Annotated in this window: 12 protein-coding genes; 3 read left to right on the top strand and 9 right to left on the bottom strand. The window is 38.4% G+C overall.

Annotated elements, in window-relative coordinates; translation table 11 throughout:
• Nucleotides 1-115: 115 nt before the first annotated feature.
• The gene (locus tag ACXAFV_RS15575) at nucleotides 116-325 is read left to right on the top strand and encodes a CLC_0170 family protein (protein ID WP_475127815.1); all 210 of its coding nucleotides are present in this window, start codon (nucleotides 116-118) and stop codon (nucleotides 323-325) included.
• Here the strand turns inward: ACXAFV_RS15575 and ACXAFV_RS15570 are convergent.
• From ACXAFV_RS15570 to ACXAFV_RS15545, 6 genes are all read right to left on the bottom strand, one after another.
• Nucleotides 315-1,463, bottom strand: a complete 1,149-nt coding sequence (locus tag ACXAFV_RS15570) for a Ger(x)C family spore germination protein (protein ID WP_475127812.1) — start codon at nucleotides 1,461-1,463, stop codon at nucleotides 315-317. The two genes, ACXAFV_RS15575 and ACXAFV_RS15570, sit on opposite strands and share 11 nt — an antisense overlap.
• Nucleotides 1,460-2,548 carry a GerAB/ArcD/ProY family transporter gene (locus ACXAFV_RS15565; protein ID WP_475127939.1) on the bottom strand — a complete coding sequence of 363 codons (1,089 nt, stop codon included), beginning with the start codon at nucleotides 2,546-2,548 and terminating at the stop codon, nucleotides 1,460-1,462. The genes ACXAFV_RS15570 and ACXAFV_RS15565 overlap by 4 nt, the downstream gene beginning before the upstream one ends.
• An 8-nt stretch (nucleotides 2,549-2,556) precedes the next feature.
• A complete protein-coding gene (locus ACXAFV_RS15560; protein ID WP_475127810.1) occupies nucleotides 2,557-3,945 on the bottom strand; it encodes a spore germination protein in 1,389 nt (462 codons plus the stop codon).
• A 635-nt stretch (nucleotides 3,946-4,580) separates the two neighbouring features.
• Entirely contained in the window at nucleotides 4,581-5,249 is a 669-nt protein-coding gene (locus tag ACXAFV_RS15555; RefSeq protein ID WP_475127807.1) for a DNA alkylation repair protein, read from the bottom strand.
• A gap of 303 nt (nucleotides 5,250-5,552) precedes the next feature.
• The gene (locus tag ACXAFV_RS15550; protein WP_475127805.1) at nucleotides 5,553-5,837 is read right to left on the bottom strand and encodes a hypothetical protein; all 285 of its coding nucleotides are present in this window, start codon (nucleotides 5,835-5,837) and stop codon (nucleotides 5,553-5,555) included.
• Nucleotides 5,838-6,093: 256 nt separating this feature from the next.
• On the bottom strand, nucleotides 6,094-6,630 hold the full coding sequence (locus ACXAFV_RS15545) for a DUF4871 domain-containing protein (protein WP_475127803.1): 537 nt from the start codon (nucleotides 6,628-6,630) through the stop codon (nucleotides 6,094-6,096).
• Between the two features lie 829 nt (nucleotides 6,631-7,459).
• On the opposite strand from ACXAFV_RS15545, the gene ACXAFV_RS15540 reads away from it, so the two are divergent.
• Together ACXAFV_RS15540 and ACXAFV_RS15535 are read left to right on the top strand one after the other, a co-directional pair.
• Nucleotides 7,460-7,642: a transposase gene (locus ACXAFV_RS15540; RefSeq protein WP_475127937.1), complete on the top strand. Its 183-nt coding sequence runs from the start codon at nucleotides 7,460-7,462 to the stop codon at nucleotides 7,640-7,642.
• Between the two features lie 168 nt (nucleotides 7,643-7,810).
• Nucleotides 7,811-8,128: a hypothetical protein gene (locus ACXAFV_RS15535; RefSeq protein WP_475127802.1), complete on the top strand. Its 318-nt coding sequence runs from the start codon at nucleotides 7,811-7,813 to the stop codon at nucleotides 8,126-8,128.
• Nucleotides 8,129-8,231: 103 nt separating this feature from the next.
• On the opposite strand, the gene ACXAFV_RS15530 is transcribed toward ACXAFV_RS15535, so the two are convergent.
• From ACXAFV_RS15530 to ACXAFV_RS15520, 3 genes are all read right to left on the bottom strand, one after another.
• Nucleotides 8,232-9,671, bottom strand: coding sequence for a glycoside hydrolase family 1 protein (locus ACXAFV_RS15530; protein ID WP_475127800.1), 1,440 nt, complete (start codon nucleotides 9,669-9,671; stop codon nucleotides 8,232-8,234).
• A gap of 17 nt (nucleotides 9,672-9,688) precedes the next feature.
• On the bottom strand, nucleotides 9,689-11,125 hold the full coding sequence (locus tag ACXAFV_RS15525) for a 6-phospho-beta-glucosidase (protein ID WP_475127798.1): 1,437 nt from the start codon (nucleotides 11,123-11,125) through the stop codon (nucleotides 9,689-9,691).
• 72 nt (nucleotides 11,126-11,197) lie between these two features.
• Nucleotides 11,198-13,147, bottom strand: a complete 1,950-nt coding sequence (locus ACXAFV_RS15520; protein ID WP_475127796.1) for a beta-glucoside-specific PTS transporter subunit IIABC — start codon at nucleotides 13,145-13,147, stop codon at nucleotides 11,198-11,200.
• Nucleotides 13,148-13,164: the final 17 nt, after the last annotated feature.

Below are 13,164 nucleotides of genomic sequence, written 5' to 3'. Positions count from 1 at the left end.
TTTAATGATTTGAAAAACTATTATATAGTAAAATTTTCGAATCCATCTTATTAATGAATAAACCCTTGTTTACAAGGTAATAAAATGAATAGGTATATAAAAAGGCGGGGAATTCATGACCACGGTAATTGGATACACGGAATCATTCTCATCATACTATTTAGTCTTTATTTTAATTGTAATAGGTCTTTTTTTACGTTTTCGGTATTACATTGCCTATAAAGATAGAAAATTAGTCAGGGATGCTCAAACAGCAAAATGGGGTGGCTATATTTGCCTGTTTTTATCTGTAGTTGTATTAATTGCACACTTTATTATTTCCTGATTCTCCCGTACCGACTAATAGAAGTATTTACTTCTATTTCTATTTCTGCTTTTGCAAATGCTGCTCCCCAGTCGCCCTTCACTTCTTTCCAATAATTGTACTCATGTCTTCTTAACGTTTCACCAAATCCAAAGACATCCGCTTGATATTCATCTTGCATTTTTTTTATAAACTCCAGAGTATCATCTTTAATTTTGCTGTTCAGCTCACTTTCAATTTCTTTAATCTTCCCTTCACTAACCATTCCATTAATTCCGTCCTCGGCTAAATGCCCTTCTACTAGTACCTCCAAATTAAATGTAGGCTTTTCATTTTTTATACTTGGATGAATGATCGATCGCATTCCTTTTACCTCAAATGTGGATGGTGAATCAGTTTCACTCATTTTATCCGAAGAGGATAAGTAAGCACCTTTTGTAAAGGTTCCTTTTACTACACGGAGTAACTTCACTTCTTCCCCTGTTAGAAAGCCAATTAGCTTTCCTTGTTTCATAATTCCTCCACCGCTCATATCTACATGTTCGCCTCTCACATTTATGATTGGCAATAATACATCAGCACCGCTATGATACTCACTTGAAAATTGTCCAACCGTGAATGTAATCGGGATTAAAGCAGTCTTATCCAATGCTTCTTGCGTTAGATCTGATATGTATTGCCCTGAGATAGGAATTAAAGGATGCCTAATATTTAGTGCATCTTTTGCTTTTCCTTTCACGATAATGACTTTCGTTCTCCTTCTCATTTCATGGTCTCTAAAGAATAAGTCCAGGGCATCAACGATCCCTTCTTCCTTCGCTAGCTCTTCTCCAATCAAGATAATTTGCAAATGACCATAGTAGCTTGGCCTGGCTACCTCGGTTGCATTATTCCTTACACATTCAAATAGAGATGGACAAGTAGTAGATAAATTCCAAACAGGTTCTGTTCCTGGTATAGGTTTTTCAGAAAGAGCAGTTGGTTCTGCGATTTGGATGGTCATATCATACCGGTCTTTTTCATTATTTGATTCAGGCTTATCAAGAGCAACCGAAAGAATCATGGTCCTCTGCTGAATTTCAACTGAATCCCAGCAGCCTGTTAACAAAGATGTAAGGATTATCATAAGCGTCACTTTCAAGAACTTATTTCCCATCATAAGAGTTTCATCCCTTTTTTCAATCCATAGACACTCCATAAAAACAATGGAAGGCCAATTGATAAACCTATACCAACATAGCTGGTTTTTTCAGCTATATCACCCACTTGAAGTACATTTTCAGGTAATACAGCCATTAGAAAAACGATTGGAAAAAACAGCAGAGATACTGTCCGGTGTTCTTCAAGTTTTAACAAACCAGATGTGAGAAGACTGGCACCATAATAAAAAATGACCACCGTTGTAACTGAAAACGGGATCCAAACAAACATCATGATTGATTCTAATCGTTCAATAAATGTACCGGGAACTTCAATGTTCTTTACCAGGGCAATCGTTGGGTATTCCAAAATCACCACTTCTTTGTGACCAAACACAGCAATACTTAAAACCATAATAAATGTGTAAAATAGAGTGACACTAATGACTCCCACTGATAGCATTCTCTTCACTTTGTCTTTTTTCATTAAGAATGGCAGCAGAAAGAATAATATTTCAAATCCTAAGAAAGAAAAAAATATCTTAGGGACGCTTTTCATTACCGGTACAACCCCATCCCCCAAAACTGGTAGATTTCTGCCGAATTCTGCATCTTTTAATGTAAGGAATAAGACTACAACCAATATAAAAATAATACCGGGCTGTAAGGACTCGTTAAATCGTGCAATAGGATTAATACCATGAACAACCAAATAAGTACTCATGATCAATATGCCTAGTACTACAACTTCCATTGGTGTCTGGTCCAACAAAAAAATTTTTGTTGCATCAGCTGAAATACGTACAACCATGGAGAGAAATGTTAGAAAATACAGAATGAAACAACCCATTATGATGATATTTAGATATCGTCCCACTAATTTCGGGCCATAATCCACCAAACTTTTATACTGAAATTTCTTCCCTAGTGAAATAATGAGAAAGGATGAAAAAAGTGAAATGATTCCTGAGATTAAAATCCCTATCCACCCATCTACCCCAGCTTCTTCTGCCACACCCCTGGGAAACGAGAGTATCCCCACGCCAACCATGACAGACACTATCGTAACGGCCAGCTGCGCGGGTGTAATCTTGTCTTTGATCATCACTTTGTTTACCACCCTTTTTTCCTTTGTTTTAAATCCATCCGCTTCTGATTATAAACGTGGAGGACTTCTGGACGGTTCTGTAAAAGCGGCAAAGGTCCCCTTACCACAAAATCCTTCCAATCCTTTATTCGATATGGCGCAATAGGGGAAAAGTAATTGATGCCAAATGATTTTATTGAGAGTAAATGTGCCAGGATTGCCAGAAGCCCGAGTATCACACCTAATAAGCCTATCGTTCCAGCAAGGAGCATCAAAGGAAATCTGAGTAATCTGAATGAAATAGCTACGTTGTAATGAGGGATAAGAAAAGATGATACAGCTGTTAATGCAACAACAATAACCATCATTGGGCTTACTATTCCCGCTTGAACCGCTGCTTCACCAATCACTAAACCACCTACGATTCCTACTGTCTGTCCAATAACTTTTGGAAGTTGCAAACCGGCTTCACGCAGCATTTCCAATGTAAACTCCATCATGAGAGCTTCTAATAAGCTTGGAAAGGGAACGGTAGCCCTTGTCCCAGCAATCGAAATGGCAAATTTCGTTGGAATTAGTCCCGGATGGAACGAAATTAAAGCAATATATAAAGATGGAAGTATAAGTGCAATCAATGCAGCTGAATACCTTACAAAGCGAATGGAAGAGCCTACAATCCATCTCTCATAATAATCACCTGGGGATTGGAACAACATAGACAATACTACTGGAACAAGAAGAACAATGGGAGTTCCGTTAACCAAAATGGCGATTCGTCCCTCCAACAAAGAAGCAACAACTTTATCTGGCCTTTCTGTATATTGAACCTGAGGAAACGGCGTATACCAGCTATCTTCAATCCACTGCTCTACGATGCCGCTATCCAATACTCCATCTATCTTTATTGAATCAATTCTCTTTTTTACTTTTTCAAGCACCTTCTTATCTACAATTCCATCTATATATGCTATTGCAAGTTTTGTTTTCGTTCGCTCACCTTTTGTACTGATTTCTATTTTTAAATCCGTTGATAAGTACCGTCTTCTTAACAGTGATATATTTGTTGTCAATGATTCAACGAAACCGTCTCTTGGTCCACGCACTAATGCCTCATTTTGAGGCTCTTGAATTGAGCGTATCTCATACCCGCCGCCACTCATCTTAAACGCTGCTTCACCAATAATAACAACAATATTCCCACTCAAGATTGACTCAATGGCCTCTGAGCTTTCTACTAAATCTGAATGATCCATTTCATTCAAGCTTGCAACTCTTGGAATGATCTTATCCTCAATGTATGATATCCCGACAAACCCCTCCAAAAAGATGAAGATGACCTGATTGTTATTTATTTCTTTTTCTAAAAAAATGACATCCGATTGCCCTTCTAATAAGGAAACGATCTCGTTATACATTTCACTTTCCTCCTAAGGAGTTACTCAATATAAGTTTCCTCAATTTGATATTTTTATGTAGTATATATTTCAATCGATTAAACGTTTCTTGCTCCTTCCTATCATATTGAATGTGATAAAACGATCATCACTATCGTTATCTTTTCTTAGTTACATATATGCAATTATCCAGAATGGATTAGTGCCTTTACTGTTTGACCGAAAGATTTTTCGACAAGTTGGTTGATAAATAGAAAAGTGAATTGTATTTTTTATAATGTGGCACGTAAATGAGAAAAGTGGATTGTATTTTTCAAAAGTGAATCGTAAATGTGGAAAGTGGATTGTATATATTAGTGAGATTAACCGGGTTAAATGGGGGCGGTACTTATTCTCCTTTTTACGATGAACACAGCCGTGCAGAGAAGCTTTTTGATAAAGAGGCACATTTTATCGTGTAAAAGTAAAAAAGAACTAATCTGCCCAATAATTGAAGAAGGGCAGTAGCTGGATTAATTAGAAGATCTTCAGTTATTACCCCCATTAGTTGAAGAAGGACGATCACCATTTATGTGGAAATCGTCCTTTTGTTTTTCCCGCTGAACAGTATATTTGTACTGTTCAGCGGGAAACCCTTATGGATTTTTCAGTGGTAACTACTTATTAATTCGTTTGTTAACTTCAATCGTAATGAACTCCGGCAAATAATTGGGAGTACATCCTTTTGATACCATTTCACCTTTGTAAAGACCCGTTTTTTCACCAAGTTTAATACAACGTGCACGATTCTTTTCATCATAAACGCCTATCCAGCCTGCGGTGAAATTCATAGCCCATTGGACTTCCGGTTCTTCCTTCGTAATATTAGCTTCTAATGCAGATAGCAAATATGCTGTGTTATCAGGCGGTGTTTGTCCAGTCCATCTCAATCGCCCTTGATAATACCAGAAAGTTCGCCTTTGAAGAGCAGAAGGACTATTTTCCCATAACTCCATCAATGCAATGTTCTTCTTGTCTTTGGTGAGCTGATTAGCCATTAACCAATCCATTAAGTTATTTCGCTCATCAAAAGAATGAGTCTGCATATCCTTATCAAGCTTATTTAGCACATCTTGCGAAAGAAGTTTTTTGTCCATAATTAAGATTGCTAATAGTCTGGGCAAAAACTCTTCGGTTGACCAAAGTTCCATAGCTAATTCGTGATCTTTTTTAATGTCCTTCGCGATTTTTCGTAAGTCGCCTAGCTTAGTTTTACTATCGATCTGAGCTAGAATGTTTTCTGCTTTTGAAGAGCGTTTTATTTCTGTACCTTTATATTCATTCATTTTATACAACTCCTTTATTAAAGAACTGTTTCATAATATGTCCTTGATGGGATATATCAAGACCTTCATTTCGTTATAAGTGTTATTGCAGTGGTGTGCCCCAAGTTAATATTGTAGTATATATTGTATTAAAGCTTTCTCCACCTATAATAGAAGAGCAACCATCTTTACTATAATAATATCATTTACTTCCTTTTAATTGGATACGGAAAGAGCATTCCTTTTTAAAGAAACGCTCCCGTTAGTTATACATAAGACTTACACAATATTTGCTTAGTATATAATTGATGTGACAATAAGTCCTTATTTCTTACCTTTTCGTTCTAAAAGTATAGGTGCTATATTTAGTAAGATTGAAACAATTGTCAACAACCATAATGCCCTTTCCATACCAGGTACTACATCCATTAAAGCTGCCCAATCTTCCACTTCTACCCACTCCGATACAAGACTGTATTCTGCACAAAGTGTTAATGCTGTAAATGATAATCCCATCGCCATAGCAAGCTTATAATCCTTTCCTGCTTTATACATATAAAGATTTATAAAAGTTACTACTATAGCAATAACCCCTAATATTACCCACATAACTATACCTCCATATATTTTTATGTATGACGTGTAATAATACTAATGTGCATCATCTCATTTTTTTGCATTACTTTCTTATTAGACACTTATACGTTAAATCTAATATTATAGTAAATGCTCCTCCTTTTGTGATTTCTTATTGAACAAACCTGCTCCAATAATTGAAGAAGGGCAATAACCGGATCAATTAGCTGATCTTCGGTTAATGCCCCCCCTTTAGTTGAAGATAGGGAGTAGGTGCAATTGACAATTCTTAAACAGCTTCAATAACAATACTTTCATAAAGCTCTCCATCTATATACACGAGGACTTTCCATATCCCTGGGGATGGGAACTTTAAAGTAGATGGCATATTTACACTATCAGGACTTACCTCAGCACTCTCGTAAAAGGTACTTGGACTCCAAAGAACATCAACAAGTTCCTCTGTCCCTTTTTTTATGGCTCTTACCTCTACTGGTTTATCGTAGATGTTTTCCTCTCCAAGATAAAACCAAAAATATTTCTGTTTTTCTTTAGCCATAATTGGAAACGGACCTGTAAAACCTATGCCGTCTTTACCTCCTACAATCGTATATGAACCTTCTTCTCCACTTTCAAATACCACTGAATGTTCAAATGTTGGAGTCAAGTCCCATCCGTTGTCTGGATATTCATAAACAACCTCATTTGCATTTGCACTTACTTCTTGTTGTGATTCTTGGATTTCATTTTCCTTTGTATCTTCAGTACAAGCAGCCATTAACAATAACGATGAAATCATAACTAAGGCTGAAGTGATTTTTTTCACTTATACACTCCCTCTCATATCCTAGACGAGTAAAAGCAGAAGCAGATTTCATTTAATTTCTTACATTAACCTGCCCTTTAGTTGAACAAGACAATTGCTGGATCAATTAGCTGATCTTCAGGTATTGCTCCCGTTAGCTTAATAACTTTAACCTTACTACTTATTTTCTCTAGGGAAAGTTGTGGTAATCACTGGTTGGGTAGTACCCTTTCCTCTTTCTGGAGTAGAACACCCCGAATAAAATAGTACCGACTCCTAATATCTTCATAACTATGTTCCCTAAAGTGCTAATATCGTTTATAGTTAGTCCAATCAGGATAGAACCTATAAGAATAAAAGAAACGCCGACAAACAGTCTCAATTTAATTCACTCCCTCATAAAAAAATGCTTTATAATTAAAGACGATACACTTGGAGAAAAAGCTTCAGATTATTCAACTATACTGCCCTTTAACTTAATACCAATTATTTCAAAATAAGGTAATATACTCAATAGAAATTTAATCTTTGTTTTCCCTAATATGTATGTATTGTTTCCCACAACCCAAATAATTGTAAAAAAAATGAATGTGACGTTTATATGGTTCGCTATTCCGGGCCTTCACAAGTTGACCCAAAGATTTTTCGACAAGTTGGTTGAAAAATTGGAAAAGTGGAATGTATTTTTTAAATGCTGCACGTAAACGTGGAAAGTGGATCGTATTTTTCAAAAGTGGAACGTAAATTCTGAAAGTGGCTTGTAATCTTAATTGTAGGCGAATTTAGGTGGCTGGTGGCAATACTTCTGCTGCTTTTTACGGTGGATCAAGCCGTGCAGTAAAGCTTTTTGATGAAAAGGCCCCTATTTTTTCTTGATAAAATCACCGAAAAACATATACTTAGAAAAGTTTTGAGAGCTGTATATTTCAATTTTATTAATAGTCTACTAGAGAGCTCCTATTGTAAAAACTTTGGACGGCCTGCAAAAGAACCGGTTCTCACTATACTTTTCTCTTTTTATGGGGTCTTTTAGTTTTTGAAAAGCCTGGAGGTTCTTAAACATAACGTTTATCACATTTGAATACGGACTTTTTCCTCGGTCTCGAACCGTCCCAGTGCTTCCCAATCCCATCCCTATCCACTTCCCCACTCTTTTGCTATACTTTTAGAATACCTTTCACTAAAATCCGAGGTGTTCATCATGATTAATGCAACCGGGTGGGTGACCTTTTCCTATACACCCAAAGCCGTCAAAAACTATAAACCAAAAGCAATCAAAACCATCAATTCTTTCAGCAAAAATGGCAATAGATTCGACGTCCAAACCGTCTCACCCCCGTTCGACCGGGAAGGCGATATCGCCCTGCAGGTCAAATGCAACTTCGACATCAATATAAAAGAACGGTATGGATTCCGCGAGGGTGCCGATTACATCAGTGTCATCGCGGATGAATTGCAGCTGCTGCTTCCGATGGCCGGCGTGCCGATTACGCAGATTACGAATATCCATCGGTTTTAGGGGGAGGTCTGCCCCCCTAAAACTATTTCACGAAAAAGCAGCCTCCTCTTAAATCGAGAAAGCCCCAAAAGGTGGAAGGATCGCCCTCCACCTGATATAAAAATTACAGTTCCTCCCCATTACTAGCAATAACATCCTTATACCAGTAAAAAGATTTCTTTCTACTTCTCTCCAATGTCCCGCTGCCATCATCATGCTTGTCAACATAAATGAAACCATATCTCTTGGAATATTCCCCTGACGATGCACTCACCAAGTCGATGCATCCCCATGATGTATAACCAATCAGATTCACACCATCTTCAATTGCTTCGCCCATTGCTTTAATATGATCACGCAGATACTCAATACGATAATCGTCGTTGATGCTTCCATCTTCCTCGACCATATCGTAAGCACCCAAACCATTTTCAACAACCATCAGCGGTTTCTGATAACGGTCATACAGCTCATTCAATGCAATCCTAAGTCCAGTGGGATCAATTTCCCAACCCCAGTCACTTGCTTTCAGGAATGGATTTTTCACACCGCCGATCAAGTTTCCTTCTCCGATCTCCTCCGGTGTTTTCTCCTTTTTCTCTGTTCTTGACATGTAGTAACTGAAAGAAATGAAATCGACCGTTCCTTCTTTGATCGTCTCCAAATCACCTTCTTGCATTTCAATGACAATATCATTTTCTTTTAAGAATCGATTTGCAAACGAAGGATATTCTCCGCGAACTTGAACATCTCCGCAGAAGAAATTAAACATTCTTGCATCCTCCAATGCATACATAACGTTTTCCGGATTGGAATCATAAGAATACGTTGGTGCATAAATCAGCATATTGCCGATCTGAGAACCAGGAATGATTTGGTGTCCAAGCTTTACAGCAATAGCACTTGCCACAAATTGATGATGCAATCCTTGGAAGCTTTCCTGCAAGCGTGTTTCGTCACTTGTTGCTGAGAATCCAAGCCCGAATAGAGGGAAGTGTGTTGCCCCGTTGATTTCATTGAACGTCAGCCAATATTTCACTTTATCTTTGTAACGGTTGAACAGTACTGTTACATAACGCTCGAAGAATTCTACCAATTTACGGTTCTTCCATCCCCCATATTCTTTGATTAAGTGCAACGGAGTTTCATAGTGGGCGATCGTTACAAACGGCTCGATTCCGTGTTTATGAAGTTCATCAAAGACACGGTCATAGAATGCCAAGCCTTCTTCGTTTGGCTCAAGTTCATCACCTTTAGGGAAAATACGGCTCCACGCAATACTCATTCGGAACACTTTGAAGCCCATTTCAGCAAACAGTGCAATGTCTTCCTTATAGCGGTGATAAAAATCAATCGCTTCATGGTTCGGATACGTATATTTATCTGTATCCAATTCAAAATCAAAACCAGACTGCGATAAAAGCTTTAGACGAACTTTCCCTCCAGGTAAAACGTCAGCAAGGTTCGGCCCTTTGCCTCCTTCATTGTATCCACCTTCTAATTGATTGGCTGCTGTTGCGCCGCCCCATAAAAAGTTCTCAGGAAAATGATATGTTTTGCTCATACTTTTACCTCCTATATTTATAGATCTTCACCGTTTGTTTTAATTACATTTTGATACCAGTAAAAGCTTTTCTTTTTCTTTCTGTCTGACGTTCCATTACCTTCATTATCTTTATCGACATATATGTAGCCGTAGCGTTTTTTCATCTCACCTGTTGACGCACTTACAATGTCGATTGGTCCCCAGCTTGTGTATCCGATGAGCTCAACACCATCTTTCACTGCTTCTTTCATTTGTTCCACATGTTTACGAAGGTAGTCTATTCGATAATCATCTTGAATTTCGCCATTATCATCAGGCACATCCTGGGCACCCAATCCATTTTCAACAACGAACAACGGCTTATGATAACGGTCATGCAATTGATTCATCGTAATACGGAAACCTTTCGGGTCTATCGTCCATCCCCATTCTGATTTTTCCAAATAAGGATTCTCAATTGAACCGAATACATTTCCTGATGTTTGGTCTTTAAGCACTTCAGGATCAGTACTTGTCGTCCGGGATGCGTAATAACTGAAGCCGATATAATCGACGGTACCGTTTTTCAAGATTTCTTCATCTTCAGGATGCATGTCAATTTCAATGCCATTCTCATACATGTAGCGTTTTGCGTAACCCGGATATGCTCCCCTTGCTTGAACATCAATAAAGAAGAATGATTCTCTATCCTTGTCCATTCCATCCCAAACATCATCAGGATTTGCAGTAAATGGGTAAGTCATCCCGGCAGCCAGCATGCAGCCGATTTGAAATTCAGGATTCATTTCACGGCCTGCCTTCACGGCTAATGCACTTGCAAGCAGCTGATGATGGGCCGCCTGATATTGAATTTGTTTTTTATGATCTCCTTCTTTGAAAACAAGGCCAGCACCAATGAAAGGCAAATGAAGCAGCATATTGATTTCATTGAAGGTCATCCAGTATTTCACCTTATTTTTATAGCGATTAAAAATTGTTTTGGCATAACGCTCGAAGAAACCAACCAGTTCTCTATTCCTCCAGCTGCCGTACCTTTCTATCAGATTGACCGGAACATCAAAGTGAGCGATTGTGACAACCGGTTCAATATCATATTTTAATAATTCATCAAATACATCGTCGTAAAACTTCAGACCTTCCTCATTTGGTGTTTCATCATCCCCATTTGGAAAAATTCTTGCCCATGAAATAGAAAGCCGAAGCGCTTTGAAACCCAATTCAGCAAAGATGGCAATATCCTCTTTATAACGATGATAGAAATCGATAGCCTCATGCCCTGGATAGAATTCATTATCTTCCGGCACGAGACTTTCAATCTTTCCATTCATGATGTCCCAGCGTTTCTTGCCAGTCGGAAGTAAGTCTACAATGGTTAATCCTTTTCCACCCTTAAGGTAAGCCCCTTCCGTTTGGTTTGCCGCAATTGCACCGCCCCATAAAAAATCGCTTGAAAACCCACTAACTTTCTCCATCCTATTACCTCCCTATTCATAAGAAAGAAAAGATATGATTTTCACATTGCAAAAACCATATCTATTCAATTACTAAGCTCTTACATCTGCCAAGTTATTTTCGTTAACTTCTACGTTTATTTCTTCTGGAGCTTTAATAGAAATTAACGGATCATTAGCATTTACAGCTTTCACCTTTGTAACTTCCACGCCTCCAAAATTGCTGTGATTTGTAATGATCACGGGTGTTACCACTTCATAACCGGCTTCTTTAATTTTCTCAATATCGAATTCTACAAGCAGATCTCCTGCCTTTACTTTGTCTCCTTGATTGATATGAGAAGTGAAGTGTTTACCTTCTAGCTGAACAGTATCAATTCCTACATGAATCAGGATATCCACTCCTCCATCTGAAGAAAGACCGATTGCATGCTTTGTATTAAATAATGTTGTAACCGTTCCGCTGACTGGGGCAACAACGCGTCCTTCAGTTGGTAATATAGCAATTCCTTTTCCCATTGCCTCTGAAGCAAAAACTTGATCAGAAACTTCACTTATTGGGACGATCTGGCCTTTTAACGGGCTGTCAATTGTGACATCCCGTTTCACTGTACTGTTTGTTTTTTCTACAGGCGTTTCATTTTTGTTCACGCCGCCGAAGAAGTAAGTTAAAACGAAACCTAGAATAGTGGCTGCCAGGACTGCCCCGGCGAATCCCCAGAATGCTGTGTTCATTCCTTCTACAGGATGGATGAAACTTGGGAATCCAAATACCCCCAATCCACCCATAACGTGTAATTTAGTTCCAAAAAAGCCAATCATTCCTCCACCAATCCCAGCTGCAATACAACTGATGATAAATGGCTTTTTCTTCGGGAGTGTAATACCATAGATAGCTGGTTCTGTTACCCCAAAGATGCCAGAGATAAATGCAGGCGCACTGAGGGTTTTTAATTTTTGATCTCTTGTTTTTAACCAGACTCCAAGTACTGCCCCTGTTTGAGCAAAAGAAGCTGCGAAAATCATGGCTAGAATAGGATCAAAACCTTGTGTTGCCAAGTTATTAAAGGCAACCGGAATAAGTCCCCAATGCAAACCGAAAATAACAAACACTTGCCAGAAAGCCCCAAGTATAATCCCTGCAACTATCGGGCTTAAATCATATACCCAAATGGTTCCTTGACCAACAAAATTAGCTGCCCAAGTAGCAATAGGTCCAATAACGATAAACGTTAATGGTACAACTACCAACAAAGTCAATGTTGGAACCAGGAATGCTTTTACAACACTTGGTACAACTTTAGCAAATCCCCGTTCTACTTTTGCAGCGAAGAAAGAGGCTAAAATAATCGGAATAACACTCGATGAATAAGTCATCAAGATAACCGGAATTCCTAAGAACTCAATAAATACTGGTGATTCAAAAAGAGTGCCTGCAAACAATGTATAAAGGGGTTCACCTGCAGTTACTGTGGATAAGGCGGGATAAACCAGCGCAGAACCAATGACGATTCCCATGAACGGTGTTCCGCCGAATTTCTTCATTGCTGTGTAACCAAGAATGACAGGCAAGAAATAAAACAGCGCGTCACCAGTTGCATTCAAAATTTGATAAGTTCCTCCTGTATTGATTACCCAACCCAGCGCAACAAATAAAGCAGTAAAACCTTTGATCATACCTGCTGCTACTAATACGCCCAAGATTGGGGTAAAGATTCCAGAGATCAAGTCAATGAAACGTGACAATAGATTCCCTTTGTCTTCTTCTTCGATTTCAACTTGCTCTTGTTTGGTTGAAAAACCTCCTATTGCTGTAACTTCCTTGTAAACATCGGGCACATGATTTCCTATAACAACTTGATATTGTCCGCCGCTTTGCCTGACAGTTACGACACCATCTAACTTTTTCAGTTCATCTGTTTTTGCTTTTGATTCGTCTTTTAATTTGAAGCGAAGTCTTGTAATACAATGAAAAACGCTATTCACATTTTCCTTACCGCCAACCAGTTCTAAAATTTGTCTTGCCAGCTGTTGATGGCTCATGCCATACACCCCCAAAT

It is taken from the genome of Rossellomorea sp. ABR4_012 (assembly GCF_056159545.1).
The sequence above is the reverse complement of the archived record's forward strand: the minus strand, read 5'-3'. Positions and strand labels throughout refer to the sequence as shown.

What these genes read in the sequence shown, in the direction of transcription:
- ACXAFV_RS15550 (WP_475127805.1), bottom strand. Translation starts at nt 5,837, where the DNA reads ATGTGGGTAATATTAGGGGTTATTGCTATAGTAGTAACTTTTATAAAT.
- ACXAFV_RS15525 (WP_475127798.1), bottom strand. Translation starts at nt 11,125, where the DNA reads ATGGAGAAAGTTAGTGGGTTTTCAAGCGATTTTTTATGGGGCGGTGCA.
- ACXAFV_RS15555 (WP_475127807.1), bottom strand. Translation starts at nt 5,249, where the DNA reads ATGAATGAATATAAAGGTACAGAAATAAAACGCTCTTCAAAAGCAGAA.
- ACXAFV_RS15540 (WP_475127937.1), top strand. Translation starts at nt 7,460, where the DNA reads ATGAAAAGGCCCCTATTTTTTCTTGATAAAATCACCGAAAAACATATA.
- ACXAFV_RS15560 (WP_475127810.1), bottom strand. Translation starts at nt 3,945, where the DNA reads ATGTATAACGAGATCGTTTCCTTATTAGAAGGGCAATCGGATGTCATT.
- ACXAFV_RS15535 (WP_475127802.1), top strand. Translation starts at nt 7,811, where the DNA reads ATGATTAATGCAACCGGGTGGGTGACCTTTTCCTATACACCCAAAGCC.
- ACXAFV_RS15530 (WP_475127800.1), bottom strand. Translation starts at nt 9,671, where the DNA reads ATGAGCAAAACATATCATTTTCCTGAGAACTTTTTATGGGGCGGCGCA.
- ACXAFV_RS15575 (WP_475127815.1), top strand. Translation starts at nt 116, where the DNA reads ATGACCACGGTAATTGGATACACGGAATCATTCTCATCATACTATTTA.
- ACXAFV_RS15570 (WP_475127812.1), bottom strand. Translation starts at nt 1,463, where the DNA reads ATGATGGGAAATAAGTTCTTGAAAGTGACGCTTATGATAATCCTTACA.
- ACXAFV_RS15565 (WP_475127939.1), bottom strand. Translation starts at nt 2,548, where the DNA reads ATGATCAAAGACAAGATTACACCCGCGCAGCTGGCCGTTACGATAGTG.
- ACXAFV_RS15520 (WP_475127796.1), bottom strand. Translation starts at nt 13,147, where the DNA reads ATGAGCCATCAACAGCTGGCAAGACAAATTTTAGAACTGGTTGGCGGT.